18 protein-coding genes are annotated in these 25,863 nt (G+C 30.1%); 13 read left to right on the top strand and 5 right to left on the bottom strand.

The window, feature by feature from the left end; translation table 11 throughout:
• The first annotated feature begins 77 nt into the window (after positions 1–77).
• From AC5M21_RS07245 to AC5M21_RS07235, 3 genes are all read left to right on the top strand, one after another.
• Entirely contained in the window at positions 78–1,367 is a 1,290-nt protein-coding gene (locus tag AC5M21_RS07245; protein WP_008787446.1) for a CAP domain-containing protein, read from the top strand.
• Between the two features lie 277 nt (positions 1,368–1,644).
• Positions 1,645–3,345, top strand: coding sequence for an ABC transporter ATP-binding protein (locus tag AC5M21_RS07240; RefSeq protein WP_008787447.1), 1,701 nt, complete (start codon positions 1,645–1,647; stop codon positions 3,343–3,345).
• Positions 3,345–5,078, top strand: a complete 1,734-nt coding sequence (locus AC5M21_RS07235; RefSeq protein ID WP_008787448.1) for an ABC transporter ATP-binding protein — start codon at positions 3,345–3,347, stop codon at positions 5,076–5,078. The genes AC5M21_RS07240 and AC5M21_RS07235 overlap by 1 nt, the downstream gene beginning before the upstream one ends.
• A 20-nt stretch (positions 5,079–5,098) precedes the next feature.
• Here the strand turns inward: AC5M21_RS07235 and AC5M21_RS07230 are convergent, their stop codons facing one another.
• A complete protein-coding gene (locus tag AC5M21_RS07230) occupies positions 5,099–5,587 on the bottom strand; it encodes a hypothetical protein (protein ID WP_008787449.1) in 489 nt (162 codons plus the stop codon).
• Positions 5,588–5,711: 124 nt separating this feature from the next.
• Here AC5M21_RS07230 and AC5M21_RS07225 point away from each other — a divergent pair, with 124 nt between their 5' ends.
• Together AC5M21_RS07225 and AC5M21_RS07220 are read left to right on the top strand one after the other, a co-directional pair.
• Positions 5,712–6,440: an acyl-[acyl-carrier-protein] thioesterase gene (locus AC5M21_RS07225; protein WP_008787450.1), complete on the top strand. Its 729-nt coding sequence runs from the start codon at positions 5,712–5,714 to the stop codon at positions 6,438–6,440.
• A 295-nt stretch (positions 6,441–6,735) separates the two neighbouring features.
• Positions 6,736–7,323: a C39 family peptidase gene (locus tag AC5M21_RS07220; RefSeq protein WP_008787451.1), complete on the top strand. Its 588-nt coding sequence runs from the start codon at positions 6,736–6,738 to the stop codon at positions 7,321–7,323.
• Here the strand turns inward: AC5M21_RS07220 and AC5M21_RS07215 are convergent.
• Positions 7,313–8,218 (bottom strand): RluA family pseudouridine synthase, encoded by a 906-nt coding sequence (locus tag AC5M21_RS07215; RefSeq protein WP_008787452.1) that lies wholly within the window; start codon positions 8,216–8,218, stop codon positions 7,313–7,315. The genes AC5M21_RS07220 and AC5M21_RS07215 overlap by 11 nt on opposite strands.
• Positions 8,218–9,024 (bottom strand): methyltransferase domain-containing protein, encoded by an 807-nt coding sequence (locus AC5M21_RS07210; RefSeq protein WP_008787453.1) that lies wholly within the window; start codon positions 9,022–9,024, stop codon positions 8,218–8,220. Before AC5M21_RS07210 ends, AC5M21_RS07215 begins: the two co-directional genes overlap by 1 nt.
• 86 nt (positions 9,025–9,110) lie before the next feature.
• Here AC5M21_RS07210 and AC5M21_RS07205 point away from each other — a divergent pair, with 86 nt between their 5' ends.
• From AC5M21_RS07205 to fba, 5 genes are all read left to right on the top strand, one after another.
• Entirely contained in the window at positions 9,111–9,383 is a 273-nt protein-coding gene (locus tag AC5M21_RS07205; RefSeq protein WP_008787454.1) for a hypothetical protein, read from the top strand.
• The gene (locus AC5M21_RS07200; RefSeq protein WP_008787455.1) at positions 9,380–10,504 is read left to right on the top strand and encodes a tetratricopeptide repeat protein; all 1,125 of its coding nucleotides are present in this window, start codon (positions 9,380–9,382) and stop codon (positions 10,502–10,504) included. Before AC5M21_RS07205 ends, AC5M21_RS07200 begins: the two co-directional genes overlap by 4 nt.
• A complete protein-coding gene (locus AC5M21_RS07195; RefSeq protein ID WP_017143908.1) occupies positions 10,491–11,231 on the top strand; it encodes a TrmH family RNA methyltransferase in 741 nt (246 codons plus the stop codon). The genes AC5M21_RS07200 and AC5M21_RS07195 overlap by 14 nt, the downstream gene beginning before the upstream one ends.
• Positions 11,224–12,408, top strand: coding sequence for a MalY/PatB family protein (locus AC5M21_RS07190; protein WP_008787457.1), 1,185 nt, complete (start codon positions 11,224–11,226; stop codon positions 12,406–12,408). Before AC5M21_RS07195 ends, AC5M21_RS07190 begins: the two co-directional genes overlap by 8 nt.
• 87 nt (positions 12,409–12,495) lie before the next feature.
• Positions 12,496–13,362 carry a class II fructose-1,6-bisphosphate aldolase gene (gene fba / locus AC5M21_RS07185; protein ID WP_008787458.1) on the top strand — a complete coding sequence of 289 codons (867 nt, stop codon included), beginning with the start codon at positions 12,496–12,498 and terminating at the stop codon, positions 13,360–13,362.
• Between the two features lie 112 nt (positions 13,363–13,474).
• On the opposite strand, the gene AC5M21_RS07180 is transcribed toward fba, so the two are convergent.
• Positions 13,475–14,419 carry a substrate-binding domain-containing protein gene (locus AC5M21_RS07180; protein WP_008787459.1) on the bottom strand — a complete coding sequence of 315 codons (945 nt, stop codon included), beginning with the start codon at positions 14,417–14,419 and terminating at the stop codon, positions 13,475–13,477.
• The gene (locus tag AC5M21_RS07175; protein WP_017143906.1) at positions 14,388–14,504 is read right to left on the bottom strand and encodes a LacI family DNA-binding transcriptional regulator; all 117 of its coding nucleotides are present in this window, start codon (positions 14,502–14,504) and stop codon (positions 14,388–14,390) included. Before AC5M21_RS07175 ends, AC5M21_RS07180 begins: the two co-directional genes overlap by 32 nt.
• Before the next feature lie 197 nt (positions 14,505–14,701).
• Here AC5M21_RS07175 and AC5M21_RS07170 point away from each other — a divergent pair, with 197 nt between their 5' ends.
• From AC5M21_RS07170 to AC5M21_RS07160, 3 genes are read left to right on the top strand one after another with little or no spacing between them, the layout of a single operon-like run.
• Entirely contained in the window at positions 14,702–18,505 is a 3,804-nt protein-coding gene (locus tag AC5M21_RS07170) for a GDSL-type esterase/lipase family protein (protein ID WP_117616413.1), read from the top strand.
• Entirely contained in the window at positions 18,483–23,417 is a 4,935-nt protein-coding gene (locus AC5M21_RS07165; RefSeq protein WP_493531482.1) for a discoidin domain-containing protein, read from the top strand. The genes AC5M21_RS07170 and AC5M21_RS07165 overlap by 23 nt, the downstream gene beginning before the upstream one ends.
• Positions 23,418–23,430: 13 nt before the next feature.
• Positions 23,431–25,698, top strand: a complete 2,268-nt coding sequence (locus AC5M21_RS07160; protein ID WP_302378519.1) for a family 16 glycosylhydrolase — start codon at positions 23,431–23,433, stop codon at positions 25,696–25,698.
• Positions 25,699–25,863 lie beyond the last annotated feature (165 nt).

Here is a 25,863-nt window from a genome sequence, read left to right as displayed (position 1 = left end):
AATATTTTAACAAATACATAGAAAATATAAAGTTATTTTTTAAGTATTCAATACAAATATTGAACAGGAGGTATAAAATGAAGTTAAAACGTGATGACATAAGTCAAAAGAATATTTGGATAATGATAGTGGGGGCTATTATCATTCTTCTAACAATAACAATATTAAGAAATAAGTCTCAAGCTATAGTTCTTAAAAATAAGTCTTTAACATTAGAATATGGTGAATTGTTATCAATGGAGATAACTGATTATTTAGATCTTGATCAAACCAAGAAAGAAATGATTTCAGATATTAAAATGGATACTTCAGCTATAATATATGAAAATGGTAAAGATTATCCTGCTATAGGAAATTATAAAATTATATTGTCATATAAAAATGAGAAAGCAACTCTTCAGTTGTATGTCAAAGATACAATTGCTCCAGTATTTAAAGATTTTATAACTGAAGTTGAATTTATGAAGGGGAAGCAACCATCAGATGAAGAATTAAAAACATTATTGAGTGTAGAAGATTTAGATGAAACAACAGTACACATTGATCATTCTCGAGTTGATTATACAAAAGTAGGTGTTTATCAAACAACAGTTACTGCTTCTGATTCTTCCCATAATAAAGAAGTCAAAGATATTATGGTGAATATTAGTGAACCGACCCTTCGATTAGATAAAACCAATGCAACATTATATGAAGAAGAAAATCTTATTTTGAAAGCAGAAGTTAAGGGAAATGATTCAAAGGTAACATTTCAATCTAGTGATACATCAATTGTTGTGGTTAATACTCAAGGAAGAGTAACTGCTATAAAAAGTGGAACAGCGACTATTATTGCTGAAGCAAATGGAGTTCAGGCAAAATGTCAAATAACAGTAGAATCGTTACCAAATGGTGCAACAAAAACAATTGAAAAAGATAACCAAGGGAATCAAGTGACAGTGGTAAAGCCTCCAAAGATGAAAGACCATTCAAGTCCTTCATTACATGAATCTGGAGAAACTGATAGAAGTTATGATCTAGCGAGTGCAAAAGAAGCATTTCAACTGCAAAATAGAGAGCGTGCAAAACAAGGATTAGCTGCTCTTCAGTGGAGTGATTCGTTGTATGAAACAGCCAAGATTCGTGCAAAAGAAATTGTTACACAATTTTCTCATACACGACCTAATGGTGGTGATATCTTTGACATGATTCAAATTTCATGGAAAAGTGCTGGTGAGAATATTGGAATGGGAACCCCATTAGCTTCATCAATGGTCAATATGTGGATGAACAGTGCTGGTCATAAAGCAAATATCTTAGCAGACAATACGCATGCAGCAGTCGCAAAATATGGGAACTATTGGGTAACTATCTTTGTCAAACAGTAACAGATATGTTATATAAATATAGCTATAGTTTTTAATTATTTTGAGACTTATGAAAAAGTAACTGTATTTCATGAAAATGAAATACAGTTTTTTGCTTATATGATGTTTCAAAGATAAAAAATATATTGGTTTAAAACGATATATCATATATAATACTAGAGTTAGAAAAGAAAATATGAAGTTTGTCATATATTTAAAATATAGTTTATATATGTATTATATATTATACATATAGTAAAGATTGGGCTATAATGGAAAAAGAAAGGGGTAGGGATATATGTGGATGAAATATATAAAACCTTATCGTATTCAAGCGATTATTGGTTTTCTATTTAAAATGACAGAAGCATTCTTTGAATTAATTGTTCCAATGGTTGTGGCTGATATTATTGATAACGGAATTGCTAAAAATGATTCCAATTATATATTAAAAATGGGGTTTGTTTTATTCTTATTAGCAATCATAGGTTATTGTTGTGCATTGATATGTCAATATTTTGCATCAAAGACTTCTCAGGGGTTTGGAACATATTTGCGTAATGATATGTTTAAAGCAATGAATGCGTATGATTATGAGAATATTGATGATATTGGAACACCATCATTGATTACACGTATTACAAATGATGTGAATCAATTGCAGCTTGCTGTTGCTATGGCTATTCGTTTAGTGTCACGTTCACCATTTTTAATTATTGGTTCATTGATTATGGCATTTCAAATTAATGTGCAGATGGCCTTGATTTTCTTATTAAGTGCACCACTTTTAGCTTTGTGTATTTTTCTAGTTATGTCAAAATCGTTACCATTATATATACGTATTCAAAAACAGTTAGATCGTGTTTCATTAATTTGTCGTGAAAATTTATCAGGTATACGTGTTATTCGTGCTTTCTCTAAACAATTTCAAGAAAAAAATAGATTTGAAGAAGCAACACAAAAACAAAAAGATATGCAAATTAAAGTTGGAAAGATATCTGCTTTATTAAATCCTTTGACAAGTGTTATTGTAAATATAGCAATTATTTTTATTCTTTACATAGGTGGTATAAGAGTCAATGCTGGCTCTTTAACACAAGGAGAGATAATAGCTTTAATTAATTACATGAATCAAATTCTATTGTCTATGTTTGTATTTGCGAATGTTATTGTTATATTTAATAAGGCAAGTGCAAGTTATAAGCGTATTCAGGAGGTTTTAGCGATTCATCCCCATATCCATGATGGGAGTGGAAATACAAATTTTCAAAAGGAAAATCTTATTTCTTTTGATCATGTGACTTTTGCTTATCAGGGGGCACAAGCACTGAAAGATTTAAATTTTAAAATTTTAAAAGGTGAAACAATTGGGATTATAGGAGGAACAGGGTCAGGAAAATCAACTTTAGTTCATCTCATTCCACGCTTTTATGATGTTACACAAGGACAAATTCTGATTAAAGGAAATCCGATTCAAGATTATCCTTTAAAGGGATTAAGAGAAATGATTGGAATTGTTCCACAACAGGCTGTTTTGTTTACTGGTACAATTCGAGAAAATATACAATGGGGAAAAAAGGATGCTTCAGATAGTGAAATAAAAGAAGCATTAAGAATTGCTCAAGCTACTTTTGTTGATGAATTAGATGAAGGATTGGATAGTATGATCCATCAGGGTGGAAAAAATTTGTCTGGTGGACAAAGACAAAGATTAACAATCGCAAGAGCTTTAGTTAAGAAACCGGAAATTTTGATTCTTGATGATAGCGCAAGTGCTTTGGATTTTGCGACAGATGCGGCTTTAAGAAAAGCATTAAAGACACTTGATAGTACGACTATTATTGTATCTCAGCGTGTAAGTAGTTTGATGCATGCAGATAAAATATTGGTACTTAGTCATGGAGAATTGGTTGGTATGGGGAATCATCAAGAATTATTAGAGACGTGTAGTCTTTATCAGGAAATTGCGAAATCACAATTATCTGAGGAGGTAGCATAATGGATATAAAAACAATGAAAAGACTCATTTCCTTTTGTAAACCTTATCTCAAGTATTTATTTATGGCATTGATGTTTTCTGCTCTTCAAATTATATTTACACTTTTAATTCCTGTTTTCATTGGTCAGGCAGTTGATCATATTATTGGAAAAGGTCTGGTTGACTTTGATTTATTAGTTTGGAAGATTATTTTGATTGCAGGTAGTGTTGGGATTGCTGAAATCTTTGATTGGTTAGTTGTAAGAACATCGAATATGATGACTTATTCAATTACAAAGGATTTAAGAACACAACTTTTTTCAAAATATTCTACCTTACCATTACGTTATATTGATTCCCATGCTCATGGTGATTTAATGAGTCGTATGATTAATGATATTGATTTAATTGGAGATGGATTACTACAAGGATTTACACATTTGTTTAGTGGTGTTGCTACAATAGTTGGAACAATAGGATTTATGTTATATATCAATGTTCCTATTGCTATGATTGTTATTATCTTGACACCTTTATCTCTTGTTGTAGCAACTGTTATTGCAAATAAGACATATAAATTCTTTCAGGAACAATTGGCTTTAAGAGGAGAGTTAAGTGGCTATGTTGAAGAAATGATAGGTAATCAGAAGGTTGTGAAAGCATTTGGATATGAAGATGAGAATCAGGTAAGATTTGAAGAAATAAATCATAGGTTATATTTAAGTGGAGTGAAATCACAATTTTTGGGAGCATTGGCAAATCCAAGTACACGTGTTGTGAATAGTATTGTTTATGCTAGTGTTTGTTTAGCAGGTGCTTTGTATGTCGTTGCTGGGAATATGAGCGTTGGTGCATTATCAAGTTTCTTGAGTTATGCTAATCAATACACGAAACCATTTAATGAAATTTCAAATGTATTTACTGAATTGCAAACAGCTTTTGCAAGTGCAGCGAGAGTATTTAAACTGTTGGATACATCAAGTGAAGATATTGTTTTACAGCCTCAAACCATTGAACGGGTGAAAGGACATATTCAAATTCAGAATTTATCTTTTGCATATGAAGAAGGACAATCTCTTATTGAAAATCTCAATGTTGAAGCACAACCTGGACAAACAGTTGCGATTGTTGGACCTACTGGTTGTGGAAAAACAACGTTGATTAATTTACTGATGAGATTTTATGATCCTTTAAAAGGTCAGATTTTGATTGATGGTGTGAATACACAATCGATGGATAGAGAGTATTTAAGAGGACTTTATGGAATGGTTTTACAAGATTCATGGTTGTTTTCAGGAACAATTAAAGAAAATATTGCATATGGTCGAGAAGTGGCTGAAGAAGAAATTGTAGAAGCAGCTCAAAGCGCTCATGCTCATAAATTTATTATGCAATTAAAAGATGGTTATGATACATTGGTGAGTGAAGATGGTGGGAATCTTTCACAGGGACAAAAGCAACTTTTGTGTATTGCACGTATAATGTTAATGAAGCCACCTATGTTAATTCTAGATGAAGCAACTTCTTCGATAGATACACGTACTGAGAAGCAAATACAAGATGCTTTTGATACAATGATGCAAGGGAGAACAACTTTTATTGTTGCCCACCGATTATCAACAATTCAAAAAGCAGATCAAATATTAGTAATGGACCATGGTCATATTATTGAACAGGGTAAGCATCATGAATTGTTAGAAAAGAAAGGTTTTTATCATCATTTATATTATAGTCAGTTTGATTTGAAGAACTAAAAAAAGCGACATGTCGCTTTTTATTTTGAAATAATTTTTCTTAATTCTGTTTTATCAATAAAACGTGTAGAGAAACTATAATCTTTTTGTGCATATACAAAAGACATTTTGTTATTGTAAGTAAAATTAACTTTTTTAAGTTTACGATAATCAATCATCATTCTTCCAACCATCATATTCTTTCGTCCAATCATAACAAGACTTGAAGCAGAATATCCAAATATAACACTCATAAATGCAGCAACATTTAAGCCATTTCTATAAATTGTTAAACTATCATTAAAAAGCCCATAAACCATTGCGCCAATACCACCTATAAAACCAACGATATAGAGTATTGTCAAGAGACCATAAAATATCTTACCTGTTGTATTAAAGCAGAATTTTAGGGATTTATCTAACTTCTTACAACGAAAAATAGTTACAACAATATTAACAATTGTATAGGTGAACCATAGAATAATGATGAGTAATAGAAATGAAAAAATACTTAACAAAATTTCAGCCATAATCCTTAACTTCCTTTCATATGTTATTATTATACATATATTTTTTCATTTCGTATAGAAAAAAATGAAAATATGTGAAATCTTCGACAATTTGGTATATAATACACATCAAGGAAGTGAAAATATGAATAATTTTATGACAAGAGAGACAAGAAATATAGAAATCTGTGAAGTTGATTATATGGGACAATATCAACTTTATCATTTATTCAATAGATTTTCTGAAATAGCAACACGAAGTGCAAAAGAGATTGGTTTATGGAATGAAGAAATGATGAATCAATATGGGTGGGTTGTTGCAAAGCAAACATTACATTTGAATCGTCCCCTCTATTATAAAGATAGAATAGATTTATCAACAACAATAGATAATGGGTCTTTTGTATCTTTTCCAAGATACTATTTCATTACAAAAGATAATCAGGAAGTTGGATACTGTTCATCAATTTGGACATTGATTGATATACATAAAAGAAGAATTGTTTCACCAAAAAGAATTGGACTTCAAGTACCAGAGGTTACACATGAAATTCATTTAGATGAACCAAAAACAATCGACATTGATATACCTATGATATATACAACAACCAGAAAGGTTCTTTATAGTGATGTTGATACAAATCAGCATATGAATAATACAAGATATATTCAATGGGCTTTGGATCTTATTGATTATAATATTCATAAAGAGTACTTTATTAGTGATATGTCTATTCAATATAAAAAAGAGGTGAGACCTCTGGAGGATGTTTTATTATATTTAGCTCATCAACAACAAAGATATATTGTAGAAGGTAAAGATCAAGAAGGAAATGTTTATTTTACAATAGAAATTTATTTCACTAAGAGATAGTTTTCATATTTTGAAAAAAATTACTTGAAAATTATGCTATTATGTATCTGTCCCAAATATCTATAATAGTATTCGTTTTCCCGTAACAGAATACAGATATTGAAATACTACCGAGAGGTAGTTTTTTTGTAATATATATAGTTAAAATTCATATTTTACTCGAATAATAACAAAATGACTATAAGAAATGTTAATGGAGTATATTCAAAGATATGAATTATAATCAAAATATCAGCATATTGATAAAGAATTTGTTATAATGGATATACTTGAAAAGAACGAGGTGATAAAAATAATGAAAGAGTTACATATTCCCCATATTTATAATTCAGAAAAACTCATAGGATATGGTGGTAATCAAGACTGGTTTGAAGATGAATGGGCGCAAAAAGCTGGATGTGCTAGTGTTTTAGCAAGTAATATGTATGCATATTATCAACATCAAGAAACATTTTCAAAAAATCAATTTCTTTCTATTATGAATCGTATGTTTAAGAATATGACTCCTGGACAGATGGGATATCCTTTTTTATATAAATTTGCTAGAACTTTTGTAGATATTTTGGGTGAGGAAGGAATTTATTTACAACCTGTTTATCAAAAGAAATCTAAAGATACAAAACATGCTTTGTCTTTTGTATTAAAGCACATTGATGAGGGTCATCCTATTGGTATGTTGATTCTTTATCATCGAGCCCCTGAATTAAAAGATGATAATTGGCATTGGGTATGTTTAAGTGGATATATAGAAACAAAGGATGGATATGATATTATTTTTTCAGATTGTGGAGAGAGAAGAATCATAAATGCAGATATATTATTTGATACCCATTGTCATAATGTTTATAAGATGGTAAGCATGAAAAAAGATCCTATAAAATAGGATCAATAGAATGCATAATATTTTTCATATCAACTGGTGGATGACAGATGAGTGTCATCTTTTCTTTTGTAATAGGATGAGTAAATATCAATTGAAATGCATGAAGTGCTTGTCTATTCATAAGGTGAGATTTTTCGCCATAAAGACAATCACCTAATAGTGGATGACCAATTGCTGACATATGGACTCTAATCTGATGCTTGCGTCCTGTATCTAGTGTACATTCAACGACAGATAAATCTTGATTTGTAGCAATACACTGATAATAAGTACAAGCTCTTTTACCAGATGAAGATACAATCATACGTTGATTATGATGTCGGTCACGACCAATTGGTTGACATATTGAATGTTGCTTATAACCAGTAAGTTTACCTTTCACAATGGCTAAATATTTTCTCTGAATTTCTTTAATAGACAGTTGATAATCCATTAAAGGCTGTATAAAACTACATTTACAAAATAGTGTTAACCCAGTTGTTTCATAGTCTAATCGATGAATATATCGGACAGGAATATTATATCCACATTGTTGATAATAAGCACTCACTCTATTGGCAAGAGAGTCAGTATGAGAGAGATTATCTGGAAAGACACTTAGAAAAGGTGGTTTATTGACAACCAAGAGAAATTCATCTTCATAGATAATATCTATATCTTCATATTGAGGAGGATATAACTGATCATTTTCTTGAAAGGCTTTGACACTAAAATGATCACCTTTGAGTAATATTGTTGAGGAAGACACAAATCTTTTGTTGACAGTATAATCTTTGTTCTGTTTTAAAAGATGAATTGTTTTTTTAGATAAATGAAATGTATGAAAAAAGTCTTCAATAGATATAGGTGAATGAATAATAAATGTAATATATGGGTAATGAACTTTATAATTCATTAGATTTTATATACAGTGATACGTATATCTATTGTGACATCAAATTCACCTAAAGTATCTAAAACATATCTTCGTTCTTTTTTGATATGATAAAAATGTGGTGTCATTTTTAAGAGATTTAATGTATCTTCACGGTTCTTTAAATGAATTTTTTTGGTAAAGTCATAACTTTTAATGGTTTCAAATGGTAAACGAATATGTTCATCTGATTTTATTTTCACTTCATCATAAATCAATTCTTTAAATTCAACCAAATGTTTATTATTTGCTGTAACATGAATCATATAACCATTCTCTTTTAAACATCTTTTAATTTCTGACTCATTTACAACAGTAAATAAAGCAGTGATGACATCAAGTGAATGATCTTGAATAGGTAAATTCTTTGAATTACCAACAATCCAATAAATATCCTTTGTATATTTTGTAGCCATTTGAATTCCATCTTTAGAAATATCTAAACCATAGAAGGTGCAATCATCACCTAATTCTTGTTTCATACGATAAGTATAATATCCTTCACCACAACCTAAATCTAAAATATGCATATTAGGTTGATAATGATGACGAATATAAGAAACAACTTCATTGAGAATAACATCATAATAGCCTTGATTTAAGTAATTCTTACGACATAACAGACTTTCTTTATTATCACCAGGATTATTACATGATTTATCTGGATTTAATAAGAGATTAATATATTGATTTTTAGCAATATCATAACAATGATTTTGATTACATTTATACGTTTTTTCTTCTAATTGAAGTGTTTGATGACACTTCGGACAAGCTAATTTATGCATAGTCTCACTCCTTTTTAAGCATTATAACATGTTTACTTTTACTTGGGAATATTGGTATAATAGAAAAAGTGAAGGAGGTATGACTTATGGGATTATTTTCTAAGAAACAAAAGGTGGATTATGATGCTTTATTTAAAGAACAGTATAAGTCAGTAAATCAATTGACTATGCAGGCTCATAATGAATTAGATTATGTAATTAAGGAGTCATTATTTGAATTGATTGTTGAAAAGTATAATGAATTAATTACATTTATTGATCAAGGTGCTTCTTATGATAAAGCTCATTTTGAATCTTTAAGAGAAAATGCACAAAAAGAATTAAAAACACTTCAAGATATTAATAAGGATGAACTATGAATATTCGTATAATTCAGGTGATTTTAGATGTATTTGATCATTATGGTGAAAATATCCGTTTTGAAGAAGAGCGTTTTGAAGAAGCATTAAATGATGAAGCACCAGATTTATTAGATGAGTGTTTTTGGATTATCCGTGGTTTTCAAACTGGCATATATGATGCAATGATTTTTGATGAAGATATATATCGTAATGGATATGTCAAATACTTAATGGAGAACATAGAATGTGAAGAAAAAGAAGCTATCTTTATCGTGGCAGTTTTTGAAACAGTTATAACTGAGATTAGTTATTATTTTGAAATTCCTGATATGTTAAGTTTATTACAGGATGCATATGAACGTCAGGATTATCCTCAACTTGCTATTATTGCAAAAACGTATTTCCTAGGTTTTGGAGTTTCGCAGGATTATGAGAAGGCTTTTGAAATTTATTCATATCTTTATGGTCATGGGGATGATTGTGGTGCATATTATTTAGGGTTTATGTATGAACATGGATATGGTATTGAACAAGATATTGAAAAAGCAATGATGTACTATCATAGTCGTCAGGATGATTTAACTGATTATCGACTTGGTACGTTTTATATGTTAGGTCAGTATTTTGAATATGATGCTAAGAAAGCTTATGAGCACTTATCTAGAAGTCATCTTGAAGAGGCATACCTTTATAAAGGGCTGCTCTTAGAAGAACAAAGAAATTTTGCTGGAGCCTTTGAGGCTTATTTTGAAGGTGCACAATTGTTTCAGGTTGAGTGTCTGTATAGAGCTGCTTTATGTTTAAGAATGGGATTAGGTGTAGAGATAGATTTAAAGAAAGCTTATCACTATTTTGAATATGGGTACTTTTTTATGCACAAAGAGAGTACTTATCAATTATCAATGATGCTTTTTGATGGGCTTGTTGTTGAAAAAGATGAAAAGAAAGCTTTGTTATATTTACATCAGGCAGCTCAGTTAAGAAGTCGAGATGCATGTTTGTTATTGGGACAATTATATGAATTAGGAAGATATGTGAAAAAGGATCATCAAAAATCATTGGCTTATTATCAAGTCGCAAGTGAGATTTTGAATCAGTCAAATGAAAAGGAAAGTAGAGAAAATTATGAAAATATATAAAAAGAATGATGAAACATCTTACACTTTAGGCGTGTTTCCAACAATTGAATTATTAAAAAAAAGACCTCAAGATGTCATAAGAGTTGTTGTACATTCTTCTATTATTCAAAATAAAGGTTATCCATTAATTCAAGAACTGTGTCAACAATATCATATACATATAGAAATCCATGATAAGACAATAGATAAATTAAGTCCTAAAAACAATTGTTTTGCAATTGGTGTTTTTAAAAAATATTCAGATCAAATTCAGGAAGGAAATCATGTTGTTTTGGTAAACCCAATGGATATGGGAAATATGGGAACAATGATGAGAACTATGCTGGGGTTTGGATACCTTCATTTGGTTATTATACGTCCAGCAGTAGATATTTTTGATCCAAAAGTGATACGTGCATCTATGGGGGCTATTTTTCATCTCAATATACAGTATTATGATAATTTTGAATCATATTATCAAGAATATAAATATCATGAATTTTATCCATTCATGTTAAAAGGTGCCAAAAATATACATCAAATATCTACAAATAATGTTCATTCATTAGTGTTTGGGAATGAAAGCAGTGGTTTAGATGATACTTATTTGAATTATGGTCAGAGTGTTTTTATACCACATAGTGAAACTATTGATTCATTGAATTTATCAATGGCTTTAGGTCTTACACTTTTCCATTTTTCCAAAGAACAATTTCAAAGAAAAGAGGTACTAAGAGATAATGTATAATTTTGATAAAATTGTAAATAGAAGACAAACAAATAGTATTAAATATGATCGAGAAAAAGCTCAAGATACACGTATTATCCCTATGTGGGTTGCTGATATGGATTTTGAAACATTACCTGAAGTCAAACAGGTATTAATAAAAAGAGCAGAACATGGAATTTTTGGATATGCAGCACCAACTGACTCTTATTATCAATCAGTTATTCATTGGTTAGGGACGAGACATGATTTTCATGTAGAGAAAGATTGGATTATTCCTACACCAGGAATTGTAACAGCATTAAAATTGGCGGTGAGAGCTTATACAAAACCATCAGATAATGTAATGATTATGAAGCCTGTCTATTATCCATTTGATGCATCTATTCAATTGAATGGTAGAACAGTTATAGAATGTCCTTTATCTTTTAATGGAAAACAATATATATGTGATTTTGATGTTTTTGAACAGCAAATTGTGCAAAATAATGTAAAAATGTTTATTTTATGTCATCCTCATAATCCAATTGGAAGAGTCTGGTCAAGAAATGAATTATATCAAATAGGTATGATTTGTAAAAAACATCATGTTTATGTTGTAAGTGATGAAATTCATATGGACTTTGTTTATGGAGATAATCAACATATTGCTTTTTATAATGTTGATCAATCATTTAAAGATTTTACAATTATTTGTACATCACCATCAAAAACATTTAATTTGGCAGCTTTACAAACATCTAATATTATAATAGCCAATGAGGATATGAGAAAAAAATTTGTTGATGAAAAGATAGCATCAGGAATAAGTGATCCAAATATTTTTGGATTAGAAGCATGCATTGCTGCTTATACTTATGGGGCAAAGTGGGTTGATGAACTCTTAGTTTATTTACAAGGTAATATTGATTATATGAAAACTTTCTTTGCAGAACATCTTCCAGAAATTAAAGTGATTGATCCTCAAGGATTATATCTTGTTTGGGTAGATATGAGAAGTCTTGGTATGAATAATCAAGAACTGGAGGATTTTATGTTGAAGAAAGCACACCTATGGTTAGATGAAGGTTATATCTTTGGAACTGGTGGGGATGGCTTTGAAAGATTTAATGTTGCTTGCCCTAGAAGTGTTTTAAAACAGGCTTTGGAACAATTAGAGAGTGCTATAAAAGAAATAAAAGTTACTGTAAGGGCTTAAATCTATAAAAATAGTCAATAATTATGGAAATTTCAATGAAATCAGTGTATGATAGAGTTGTAAAAAATTGAAAAGGAGATTGTAAATATGGGATTAGTTTCAGCAACAGAAATGTTACAAAAAGCAAAAGCAGGACACTATGCTGTTGGTCAATTTAACATCAACAACTTAGAATGGACTAAATCAATTTTATTAACTGCAGAAGAATTAAAATCACCAGTTATTTTAGGAGTATCTGAAGGAGCTGCTAAATATATGACTGGATTTAAAACTGTTTCTGCTATGGTAAGTGCAATGGTAGATTCATTAGGAATTACTGTACCAGTTGCTTTACATTTAGATCATGGTAGTTATGAAGGAGCTAAAGCTGCATTAGAAGCTGGATTCTCTTCAATTATGTTTGATGGTTCTCATTATGGAATCGAAGAAAACATTGCCAAAACAAAAGAAATCGTTGAATTATGCCATGCAAAAGGTGTATCAGTTGAAGCAGAAGTTGGTTCAATTGGTGGAGAAGAAGATGGTGTTGTGGGTAAAGGTGAAGTTGCCGATCCTAAGGAATGTAAAATGATTGCAGATTTAGGAATTGATTTCTTAGCAGCAGGAATTGGAAATATCCATGGAAAATATCCAGCTAACTGGGAAGGTTTAGATTTTGAAGCATTAGATGCTATTCAAAAAGAAACAGGAACAATGCCTTTAGTATTACATGGTGGTACTGGTATTCCAGCAGATATGATTAAAAAAGCAATTACTTTAGGAGTATCTAAAATCAATGTAAATACTGAATGTCAATTATATTTCCAAGAAGCTACACGTAAATATATTGAAGCAGGTAAAGATTTAGAAGGTAAAGGATTTGACCCTCGTAAATTATTAGCACCAGGTGCTGCTGCAATTCAAGAATGTGTAAAAGAAAAAATGGAATTATTTGGAAGTGTAAATAAAGCATAATGAATGAGAAGTTCTTCGGAACTTCTTTTTTTCTTAAAACAAAAAACTATAAAACAAATTCTTATGATACCTACAGAGTGGGAAAAGAAAATGAAATATAGTTTTATTAACATTAACAATTGGATAGAAGAAATTTAAAGATTCTTTTTTTATTTTCACTACATGATTCTCTCTCGATTAAATAACAAGGTAACTGAATCCGCATAGGATTAGGGCAACTGTTATTTAAATATGAATAATACAATAATTTAGCACCTAATTGTCCCATTTCATAAGCGGGAGCATGAATTGTTGTTAACGGTAGGGAAGTGAAATTTGTTGCTTCAATATTATCGAATTCCATAATAGAAATATCTTCAGGAACTTTAATTTTACTATCAAGAAGAGCACGCAAGGCCCCTATAGCAATAGGATCACTAGCTGCGAAAATAGCATCAGGTAAATCATTTGATTGAATCATTTCAATCATCATTTGATATCCAGATTCACTTGTAAATTTATCTTCTCGTATATATTTTTGATATTCCATTTGGTAATTTTGACAATATTTTTCAAAAGAACTACGACGTACATCAAAATATGTATGATTATCATCACTTTGTTCAATACCTCCTAAAAAACCAATCTTCTTATGACCTAAAATATGAAAATAATCTACAACCTGTTTCATTGCATCATCAAAATCTAAGACAATACATGCTTCACTACAGGGATTTACTAAATCCATATCTAAAAGAACAAGATTCTTACATGAATTTTTTAATTTACGAATATATTCAATACTAAATTTCCCTAAACAGATAATACCACTAACATCATAAAAAGATTCAAAAAGATTAATATCATCTGAAAAAATACGTTTAACAGCAATTTGTTGAGATTTTAAGAAATTCTCTACGCCTTGTCTTAAAGCAAGATAATAAGGATCACATATTTCTTCTTGAATTGAATACCATTGTATAATCGCAAAAGTCGCTTTTGGACTTTTTTTAGGTTTAACAACATATTGTAATTGTTTAGCTGCTTCAAGAACAGTTTTTTGTATCTTCCGTAACACTCAACGTTTCATCATTATTTAAAATACGTGAAACAGTGGCTATAGATACATTTGCAAGTTGAGCTACGTCTTTTAATTTAGCCATTTATATCTTCTCCTATAATATATTAATTATATCATAATTTATAAAAAATACTATATTTTCATAAAACGACAGTAAAATTAACTAAAACTTAAGTGAAATAATAATAAAAATATTATTATTTTTAGTAAATATATTGACTTTTTAACTAGTCAAAGTATAATGAAATTGAAATAACATTGATTTAGAGGGGGTAAAATATGGTAAAAATTAGAAAAGTTTTATTTATGAGTTTAATTAGTAGTATGATTATTGGAATGTCGCCCTCGAATGTTTATGCGAGCGAAACGATTAATGCCAGGGTAGAAGCACGTTATAGTTCTAATCGTATTTCCTGGAATAATGTGAGTGGTCATGACAAATATAATGTTTATAAAGTTGGTGATGATGACACGAAACTTTCTCTTATAACAACAGTAACAGGTCAAGAATATATTGATGAAACTGCTGGAGTCAATACACAAGAAAGATACGTTATCAAATGTAATGATGATGAAAGTATTCAATCATCTATTGTTAAAGATTCATATAAGACTGGTATTGAAGCGGTGCAGGGACATGCCAGGGACGAAACAAATAATTTTCATGTTTCTTTATCAGGTGGAAAAGAAAAATTTGATGGGAATACGGTTCTTGAATTTTCTCATAATATTAGTTTATTACAAGAATTAAAGAAAGGGACAGTTTTGATTTCTTTTAGACCAGATAAAGAAAAGATAGTTAATAATAGAGAAATATTATTAAATGTTAAAGATAGAAATGCTGTAACACCTAGTGATAACTATTTGACTGGTTCACCTAATCCAGCCAATTGTATTAGCTTTATGCAGGGAGATACAAATGTATTAAGGTATGATATTGGTAGTAATTTAGTTCGTTATAATATCGGAAATGCAGTAGCAGAAGATGGTTGGACGACTTATGGATTAACTGCATATACTGAGGGAACAACTTCTTATTTTAAAAATAGAGTTAATGGAAAACAAGAAAGCAATTATAATCACTCAGGAAATTATTTACACAACTTCTTAAATAATAGTGCAATTACAAATTTAAACTTTTTAACAATTGGTGGAGCTATTAATAATGGAGTTAATAAGGCAGGATTTAAAGGTGAAATTGCTTATGTAACAATCACAGATGAAGTTATGTCTGAAAGTGAAGTAGAGGCTTATACAGTAGCTGTAACAAATAAATTAAATAAAATGGATATTTCATTAGGATCACAAATATCTAATATGTTTAATGATGATGTAGATAATACATGGTTATTTGTTGGAGGCGAAGAAGTTCAAGGAAGCTATAATCAGGTTCAGGGAATGAGAAATTATGTAAGCCATTTTGAAGAATATATAAGATGGACACAAAGTAGTAATACGACTGCTGGAAAACAACGTTTTGTTATGAATGCAGGAAAAAAAGGTCAAACATTAAATGATATTATTAATAAATTTGATTCATATAAAAATGAATTTAATCCTAAAGCTATGGCTTATATGATTGGAAAAGAAGATTATAGTCAAGATGATGTCAATCGCTTTAAAGAAGAATTAAGAGAATTTATCACATTGTCTTTAGAATTAAGAAATCAGCAAGGATTTGCTGTTATTCAAAAACCGCATACTATTGGTAATGTTGATACTGATGCAATTATTGAAAAGTATTGTGGAGTAGTTGATGAGGTTGTAGAGGAATTTACAAATGCAAATAATGATCAAAGAATTGTTGTTGTAGAACATGATGTAACAGATGAATCATTAAAAGATGGTGTGTTAAATCAAAAGGGGCACTATAATATAGGCCAACAATTAAGTGAGGCAACTATCGAAACAACAAGCCTTTATCCTTGTACAAAAGGTATTGATTTTAATCTTAAAAATATGAATACAGTAGAAACATATGCTCAAGACATTGTACCTAGTATTCAAAGTACTGATAATTCTTTAGAGGTTGAAATACCAGAATATAAAGATATTCAAGAATGGGTATATACTTTAACATTGAATGATAAAACTATAACTGATATAGTAGGAAATGAATTTGTTATTTCTCCATTAGAAAAAGGATCAAAATATAGCATCAAGATTCAATCAAAAGATGGAAAAGTACAAATAAGAACAATGAGTGGTGTAGTTGGAGAGGGTCAAAATGCAAGTGTGAAAACACAATCATTAGACTCATTACAAGAACAATTAAAGAACAAGATGGATAATGATGATTCATTAACGTGGTTATTCATGGGAGATTCTATTACTCATGGGTCTGCATATTCATTGGGTCAAGATACAATTGCTCAATCTTTTGAAAAATATTTGAGAGATGATTTGAAAAGAACAAATGACATTGTTGTTAATACAGCAGTTTCAGGAGCAACAATTGATGTTAGTGGTAGCTCAACATTGGCAACTATCAATGAAAGATTAAATAGTTATAGTCCTGATATTGTTTCTATTATGTTAGGTACAAATGATTCAACAGTACTATCAGTTGAACAATATAGAGCTCAATTACAAACACTTATAAATAAGGCAAAAGCAAAAACTGATATTGTTGTTTTAAGATCACCATTACCTACACAATGGGATAGAGATGCAAGATGTAGAGAATATACACAAGTTATGAAAGAAGTAGCTAGTGAAATGGATTGTATTTTTATAGATCAATATACACCATTCCATAATGTTGTTGGTAAATATCCATATATGTATCAAGATCAATACTTTGTTTATGGAGATAATTGTGTATTTGGACAAGGTAAAGCACTTCATCCAGGTGCTAATGGACATTTAATGATGACAAAGCAATTTATTGAAGGAATTGGAATTTTGGATGAAGATACATTTATACCTAATCTATTCATAAAAATGCCATTTAGTGATAGAGAGGATACAACAACAAATTTAACTTTTGGCAAAACATTAAATTCTATATCATTTGATACAGAACAATTAAGTGGAGTAAAAGATATAAAATTAACAGTTCAAGCAGGTACAAAGAAATATGAAGTGAGAGGAGATAGTGGTATCTTAAAGTTAGAAAATTTACCATCTCATCAAGTGTATAAAGTTTCTGTATCTGGATGTAGTATTACAAAAGCAGAATTGATTTCTTATATATTACAGGATATTGAATTAACTGATAAAGAACAGTTAAATGAGTTGATTAAAGAATGTGATAAAAAAGATTTAAGCGAATATACAACAAGTTCAAAGGAAATATTTGAAGAAGCCTTAGCATCAGCTAAAACTGTTTATAAAAAAACAAATCCAACAATAAAAGAAATAGATGATGCAATGACTGCATTAAATGATGCTATTGAACAATTAGTGAAACCATCACAATTAGAAGTAGAATTAGATAATGATTTATTAGTAGATGATATAGATCAATTCAAATTAATGATTAGAAATGATGTAAAAGCTCAAGCTATCATTAAAGAAGCTTCAGATAAGGGACAAAAGATTGTGGTTAAGCTTGCTTTTGTTGAACAGAGACAAAGAGCACGTATGAGAATTGAAAATAAATTAGGAATTTATAGTTTAAAAGCTTTATTAATGGTAGATGATGAAGAAGTTTATGAGTTTGATAATACAAATACATTGATAAAAGTCACAATTGATATTCCTGATCAATTATTAAATGATGAAGTGAAATCATTCTATTTGGTTAAAAATATAGAAGACGAGTATCCAAAAGTTGCTTTTGAAAGAAATGGAAATAAAATTACTTTTAATGGTCAAGTAGGAAGTCAATATAGTTTTATATATGAAAAGAAAGAGGATGGAGTTGAAGAACCATCTCAAGATGATAATAAACCAAATCACGGGAATACAAATACACAAGTAGATAATAACAAACAACATTCTCTATTCGTAAACAAAGTACAAACATCAGATGAATATCAGTCAGAATTATATATTGTCTTACTGGCTGCAGCACTCATCATACCAATCATATTAAAAAAGAAGGAAGGGATAACCAATGAAAAAGAATCAAACGATTAAAGTTTTATTGGCAGCTGTGTTATCATTCTCAATCATTGCTGGAGTGACAAACTCTTTTGCAGAGAATACGATAGAACCAATAATACAATTAGAAAATAAAAAACTAGAAGGTAATCTTGCTAATGCAACAGCACAAAGTACAGATATCAATACATCAGAAAATTTAACAAAAGTTAAATCTGCAATGAAATCAGGGAGTATTACTTTAAGATTTAAATTTAACAATAAGATTGAAAATGGTAGCGAAGCTGTTGGATTGTTAAGTCTATCAACAACAGAAACTTCAAATAAGTATGCTGTTTTAGGAGTTAAAAGGAATAGTGAAACAGCAGATCAGATTCTATTTGAGCGAAGAAGTAATTTTGGTCCTGATATTGCGACTTCTAGTATTTCGTTAGAATCAAATATATTGAACAATACAAACTGGCATACACTCACTTATACATTTAAGGAAACTGATACTACAAATTCAAACATGACAGTTTATTTAGATGGTCAGAATGTTGGAAATATCAATGTTGAGTATACTCACTTTAATAAAGTTAAAGATGGATTTAATATTGTTACTTTAGGTGGAGTAGTGGTGGTGGACACTAACCCTCTAAAATATCCTATGAATGGATCAATGGATATAGTTCAGATTCATGATCAAGTGATTAATGATGATCAAATCAAAGAGCTACATACACCAACAGATGTTGTTGAACTCCCAGAAATGACAAAGTTGTGGGAAAAAGGAACAAAAATTAATTCAGGAGAAGAAAGCGACGATCCAGATGGTGTGGCTGTCAGTATGTATAGAATTCCTTCCATTGTGAAAACAGATAGTGGAAAACTTATAGCAGCAGCTGATGCCAGAAAGTACCATTATAATGACTGGGGAGATATTGCAACAGCAGTAAGAATCAGTACAAATGATGGTAAAACTTGGGGTGAAAATAAAGTTGTTATAGATATGCCTACAAATAGTAATTTTGATAAGAGTAGAGATTTTATTGAAGATGGATATTATCCAAATTCTAGACGTACTCAATCAGCAGTTGCTATAGATCCTGTTCTTTTACATGCTGATGGAACAACATATTTATTTGTTGATATTTGTCCAGAGTCAAATGGAGCTATAGATGCAACTTCAACAAGCGCATATGAAAAGATTAAAGGAAAATGGTATTTAAATCTTTATGATAGACAAAATAACCGATATACAGTTAAAGAAAATGGTGTTGTTTATGATGGAAGAGGAAATAGAACTGATTATGTTGTACAAGGATATAATGCAGAAACATTAACAAGTACAAGTAATGGAGAATTATTGAAGAAAGGTGTTAATGTTGGAAATATTTATTTAAATGGTTCAGGAACAAAAAGTGGAGAATTACATGTTTTAAAAACTGTTTATGTTTGGATGTTTACAAGCACAGATGATGGGGAAACTTGGGATCAACCAAGAGATTTAACACCATATATTAAAGAAGATTATATGAAATTTGTGGGAACAGGGCCTGGTGCTGGTATTAAAGCTAAAAAGGCTGATGGTTCAACTCGTTTAATCTTCCCAATTTATTACACAACAAATGGAGTTGGAACAAATTTAGGTAGTCAAAGTTCAGCAAACATTTATAGTGATGATGGTGGAAAGACTTGGATAAGAGGAGAATCTCCTAATGATGGAAGAATTGTAAATCAAGGAACAGATGAAGAAAGAACAATTACTTCACAAACTTTAAATAATCAAAAAGGTGATTCTACATATGAATTGACAGAAAGTCAAATTGTACAATTAAATGATGGCAGATTAGTTCAATTTATGAGAAATACTTCTTTTCTTGATGCAGATAGAGATTATGGAGTTGTTCAATATGCGATAAGTGAGGATTATGGAGAAACTTGGGGACAAGTTTATGATACTGATATTCGTGAACCATATTGTCAATTATCAGCAATTACAGTTCAAGCAGATTTAGATGGTAAAGGCAGTAAAGAATATATTGCGATTTCTAATGCTAGTGGAAATGAATATAGTACAAAAACGTTACCACATGATACAAAAAAATCAAGAAAAGTAGGACATATTAGATTATGTGAAATAAAAGGTGATGAATTAAATGTTAAATATGATAAAACAATTGATGATGGAGGATTTGCATATTCTAGTTTAGTTCAAATTGATGATAATCATCTTGGTATCGTATATGAAAAAGAAGGCTATATTATGCAGTATATGAAAGTAAACTTTGATTACCTTACTGAAAATAAAGTGAATGTTTTCTCACCTAAAGTCAAAAGCATAAAGATTGATAATGAAAATAAAGTTGTTCAAGCTAATGATGAATTGGCAATTAAAGTGACTTTTGATCAGACAGTTTTTATGGTGAATGGTCAAACACGTCAACTTGATTTGAAGATTAATGGAACAAATGCAACTGCAGAATATGTTTCTGGTTCAGGAACAAATGAATTAATCTTTAAATATGTTGTTAAAGATAATGATAATGGAGAAATTGCGGTTTCTATTGAAAATGATGCAATAATAGATACTGTCTATGGTCAGTCTTTTGATAAAGAAAAGAATAATAATAAACTTTATACAATTGCTTATATTGGAAATAACCAAGCAGATAAAGCAAAAGATATCCCATTAGCTAATGCTAGAGGAAGTGCGACAATCAAGTCAACAAAAGCTTTAAATGCACTTGATGATGATTCTTTATCATATTGGACAACAAATGTAAATGGGAATGGGGCATATTTTATAGCGAATTTAAAAAGTCCATCAACTGTTAATGGTATAAGATATTTACCAAGACAAGGCAATGATGAAGGTAGAATTACAAGTTATGAAGTTTATGTGAGTTCAGATGGAAATACATATGATAAAGTAGCAGCTGGAACATGGATGGCATCTGATGGATGGAAATCTATTTCATTTGCTGAAAAACTAAATATAAAATATGTGAAATTAGTCATTAAAGGTGCAGCAAAACCTTCTACAACGACACAAAAGAATGCTGTTGCAAGTATTGCAGAAATTCGTGTAACAGGTACATCAACAGCAGTGAAGGATAATTTAAGTGCTGATATAGTATCACGTTATAGTACAGTAAGATTAAGTTGGAATGATGTTGCTTCAGCTAGTCAATATGTTATTTCTGTATCAGATAAAGAAGATGGAACATATAAAGTTATAAAAACAATTAGTGCTACTGATAGTAATAATGAATTTATTCATGAATGTGGATATGGTAAAAATAACTATTATAAGATTGTTGCTAAAAATGATGATGGAATTTTAGATGAACAAATTTTACATGATAATCAAGCTAATTTAGATGCTTTAAAAGGTAATTCAATTATTAGTAAGACATTTGAAGAAGGAAATCAGACATTTGATGGACAAAGAGTAGAAAATCTTCAAGATAATGATATTAATTCTACTAATAAATCACTTCAAGATTTAAAATCTATAAAAGCAGGTTCAATTATTGTTAAATTCAAACGTTCTCCTGCAGACAGTGGAGATAGTGCTATATTAGGTGTTAATAATGCAGCCGCAGATTTAAGAGGAAATGGAACATATTCTTCATTAGCTATTTTAAATAATAATACATTGAAAATAGTATATGCAAAAGCAGGGTCACAAGCAGGATTTAATGATATACCTTTAAGTAGAGATGAATGGCATACAGTTGTATTGTCTAATGATATGAATCAATATCGTTTGACAATTGATGGAAAAGAAGTTAAGACAGTGTCTAATACAGGAGGATTTGAAGTATTCTCACAACTTACAAGTTCAGTTAATAGTGTTACAATTGGAGGACAAACAGGAATTAGTAATTTTAAAGGTGAAATTGAATATGTATTAGTTACTAATGAAATTTTAACAAGCCAAGAAGCTATGGACTTAACTGCTGGTTATACATTAGCAGTAGACAAGAGTGAATTAGTAGAAGTTATTAATAGTACAAAAACGATTAATCTGCAAGAATATACAAATGCAACTGTTAATAAATATGTAAGAGCATTAGAAAAAGCAAATATGATTAATGAAGCTGCAAGACCATCTCAGGAAGAAGTAGATAAAGCAACAAAGAATTTGATGACTGCAATTGAAGAATTGATTAAGATTGCTTATGAAAATAATACAGTCAATATTACTCCAGTTACAATTGAAGATGAAGTCAATAAAGTTGTTGTTGGATTTAAAGATTTAGAAGAAGCTGAAAAAGTATTAAAGAATGATGCAATGGCTTTAGATATTGTTAAAAAGGAATTAAAGAAAGGAAGTTATGTGGAAGTTGTTGCAGAATCATCTGCACTTCCAGTGTCAGATTTAAGTACAACAGATAAGACTCAACTTAATGAGTATCTTAAAGATATTGAAAAAGATGAAGATACAGAAATCGGTCAATATTTAGATGTAAGTCTAGCTATTTATGCGAAAGATAGCCAAAATACTTCTGAGAAAAGAGAAATTGCAAGACTTGATGAAACATCATTATTGTTAGATTTTGAAATTGATTTAGATGAAAAATTTAATGATAGAGGAGTAACGATCTATAGATTACATGAAAATGATGATGGTTCAAAAACGATTGATACTCTTTATACAACAAAGGAAAATGGTAAGGTTATTTTTGAAAGTCATTTATTCTCTGAATTTATAATGGTAGTTGATAAAGAAAAAACATCTGAAGTAAAACCTAGTGATTCTACAAAACCAGATGGAAATAAACCAGATGGTTCTGAAAATCCAAATACAGATAATCCAATGAATCAAGATGATAAGACATCATCTTCTCAAGTGAATACATCTGATCAAACACGTTCTATTGAGTTGTTATTAGGATGTATGGGGATTGTAGCTGTTGTGTATTTCGTTATCAATATGAAAAAAGAAGAGACAAAATAGAAAGGAGCCATATATGAATAAACATATAACAAAAATAGGAAAAACTGCATTAGTGGTTACATTGATGACAACAATATTAACACAGGGTTCTTCTTTCATTAACAATGTCAATGCTCAGACAAGTCAAATAGCAGATGAATTCACTTCATTAAGTTTATTGAGTAGTGGAGATTTTGAAAAGACAAATTCTGTTTGGCAAACTAAAGAAGATTATAAAAATCATATCGTATCAGAAAATGGAAATCGTTTTGGAAGATTGCGTAAAGGGGTAACAGATGGATTTGTTCTCCAATATGCTAATGTTAAACCAGGAAGAAAATACAGATTAACTGCAGATGTTAGGTTAACTTATAATGGTGATCCGAGTACTTTAGATGGAGCATTCTTGACAGTTAAAAATTCATCATACAGTACTAAAAAAACAGTTGAAACAAATCGTGGTCAAATTGCTGAAAAGAAACTTCAATATACAGATGGGAATTGGCATAAAGAAACACTTGAATTTACTGCTAATGATCAATATGATGTATCAGTTGGTATTTTAAAGTGGACTGAAACAAATGCTGTTGGTAGAGATACAGTTGTTGATATTGATAATGTCACATTAGTCCAAATTGATAATGGGGCAGAATATAATTATGTATGGGAAGATGATTTTACTGGTCAAGAATTAAATCAAGATATTTGGGGCTATGAATTAGGGAGAATTCGTGGTAATGAACAACAGCATTATACAGATAGTCAAGACAATGTCTTTATTAAAGATGGTAATCTTGTTTTAAAAGTTACAGATCGAAAAACAGAAGATCAATACATAAATCCAAGAGGTAACCGTAAAGTTATTTATAATTCAGGGAGTGTCAGAACTGCAGGTAAAAAAGAATTTTTATATGGACGTATTGAAATGAAGGCAAAGTTACCAAAAGGAAAGGGAGCCTTTCCAGCATTTTGGACATTAGGGAATAATTTTACTTTGGATGGTGACATTTCAAGTCGTCAAGGATATGGTTGGCCAGCATGTGGTGAAATTGATATCATGGAAATGATTGGTGGAACAATTAGAAATGATGAAACAAATGAAGGTGATCAAAGTAATAAAGTTGTTTATGCAACACCACATTTCTATTATGAAAACGCATATGACGAGGGAACGAAAAAAGGTGATGCAGATTATGATGGAAGTTATTCACCATATGAATTAACTAAATCTATTGGAATGGATGATGATTTTAATGATGAGTATCATGTATTTGGGATTAACTGGTCTGAAGATCGCATTGAATGGTATTTAGATGGTGAAATTTATAATACAATTGAATATGATCAAAGTGATGATCGTTTGAAGGCCTTACAGGCATGTTTTAATCAACCTCAGTACATTCAAATGAATCTAGCAACAGGTGGTAACTGGGCAAAAAATGCAGGTGATCATTTAGCTGATGATAACACTGAATTTGTGATTGACTGGGTACGTTATTATCAAAACGATGAACAAAAAGCATCTTCTGATGATTATTATAGTGATAGTCCAGTTATGAAAGGAATTAAAAATATTTCTATGATGGAGGGTGAAACACCTGACTTGACAGAAGGAATAACAGTTACAAATGCTGGGGATAAAGATTATGTTGTTGATTATTCAATAGAGGATGAATATATGTATAATAATTCTGGTGATTATAAAACATCAGGAGCATTCTTAAGATGTGAAGGTGTTGATGATATTGAAAACTTAAAATCATTAAAGCCAGGCGTTTATAATATTTATTATACTGCTTATCCAAAAAATGCTGTGTTTAGTGGTAAAGTGACACCAACACATAAAATAAATAGACAGGTTGCAACATTAATGGTTTTCAATAAAGATGATCTAAGTGCTATGAATTTATATGGTAAAAAAGGAATGACTGCATTTAAAAATTCTCGCTTAAGTGATGTAGAATTACCAAAAGGATATCAATGGGCTGATGAATCATTAACAGTTAATGAAGGGAAAACATATTCAGCTAAATATGCAAAAGAGAGTGGTAGAAGTTCTATTGAGATATCTATAACTTTTGAAGAAATTTTAACTGATTCTCAAGTTGCTCCTAGATTGAAAGAAGCAAAAGAATTGCTGAGTCAAACAAATGTCTATACAGCACATTCAATAGCAAACTTAAATAAAGCAATTACAGAAGCACAAGCTATATTAGATTCAAAATATCCTACACAATCTGAAGTTAATAAAGCAACACAACTTATTAATTCAGCTATTATGAATCTAAAAAAAGTAAATTAAAAATATTAAAAAGAAAATGATTTGAATTATAAAGAGGAACCATGACTAATGTCATGGTTCCTCTTCAGACTGTTGACAAACAAGTCTGTTTATTGATGGTCTTTTTTATGGGGTCTCTAAATTTTGGCGGGGTTTGTCAAAATAAGACTCTATAATTTAGCGGGG

The sequence above is a fragment of the Coprobacillus sp. genome (assembly GCF_984815275.1).
The sequence above is the reverse complement of the archived record's forward strand: the minus strand, read 5'-3'. Positions and strand labels throughout refer to the sequence as shown.

Excerpts from the sequence above, each read along its gene's own strand:
- AC5M21_RS07215 (WP_008787452.1), bottom strand. The coding sequence starts at position 8,218 with ATGAATTATAAAGTTCATTACCCATATATTACATTTATTATTCATTCA.
- AC5M21_RS07235 (WP_008787448.1), top strand. The coding sequence starts at position 3,345 with ATGGATATAAAAACAATGAAAAGACTCATTTCCTTTTGTAAACCTTAT.
- AC5M21_RS07175 (WP_017143906.1), bottom strand. The coding sequence starts at position 14,504 with ATGGCTAAATTAAAAGACGTAGCTCAACTTGCAAATGTATCTATAGCC.
- AC5M21_RS07170 (WP_117616413.1), top strand. The coding sequence starts at position 14,702 with ATGGTAAAAATTAGAAAAGTTTTATTTATGAGTTTAATTAGTAGTATG.
- fba (WP_008787458.1), top strand. The coding sequence starts at position 12,496 with ATGGGATTAGTTTCAGCAACAGAAATGTTACAAAAAGCAAAAGCAGGA.
- AC5M21_RS07195 (WP_017143908.1), top strand. The coding sequence starts at position 10,491 with ATGAAAATATATAAAAAGAATGATGAAACATCTTACACTTTAGGCGTG.
- AC5M21_RS07210 (WP_008787453.1), bottom strand. The coding sequence starts at position 9,024 with ATGCATAAATTAGCTTGTCCGAAGTGTCATCAAACACTTCAATTAGAA.
- AC5M21_RS07240 (WP_008787447.1), top strand. The coding sequence starts at position 1,645 with ATGTGGATGAAATATATAAAACCTTATCGTATTCAAGCGATTATTGGT.
- AC5M21_RS07220 (WP_008787451.1), top strand. The coding sequence starts at position 6,736 with ATGAAAGAGTTACATATTCCCCATATTTATAATTCAGAAAAACTCATA.
- AC5M21_RS07230 (WP_008787449.1), bottom strand. The coding sequence starts at position 5,587 with ATGGCTGAAATTTTGTTAAGTATTTTTTCATTTCTATTACTCATCATT.
- AC5M21_RS07190 (WP_008787457.1), top strand. The coding sequence starts at position 11,224 with ATGTATAATTTTGATAAAATTGTAAATAGAAGACAAACAAATAGTATT.
- AC5M21_RS07205 (WP_008787454.1), top strand. The coding sequence starts at position 9,111 with ATGGGATTATTTTCTAAGAAACAAAAGGTGGATTATGATGCTTTATTT.
- AC5M21_RS07200 (WP_008787455.1), top strand. The coding sequence starts at position 9,380 with ATGAATATTCGTATAATTCAGGTGATTTTAGATGTATTTGATCATTAT.
- AC5M21_RS07165 (WP_493531482.1), top strand. The coding sequence starts at position 18,483 with ATGAAAAAGAATCAAACGATTAAAGTTTTATTGGCAGCTGTGTTATCA.
- AC5M21_RS07160 (WP_302378519.1), top strand. The coding sequence starts at position 23,431 with ATGAATAAACATATAACAAAAATAGGAAAAACTGCATTAGTGGTTACA.
- AC5M21_RS07225 (WP_008787450.1), top strand. The coding sequence starts at position 5,712 with ATGAATAATTTTATGACAAGAGAGACAAGAAATATAGAAATCTGTGAA.
- AC5M21_RS07245 (WP_008787446.1), top strand. The coding sequence starts at position 78 with ATGAAGTTAAAACGTGATGACATAAGTCAAAAGAATATTTGGATAATG.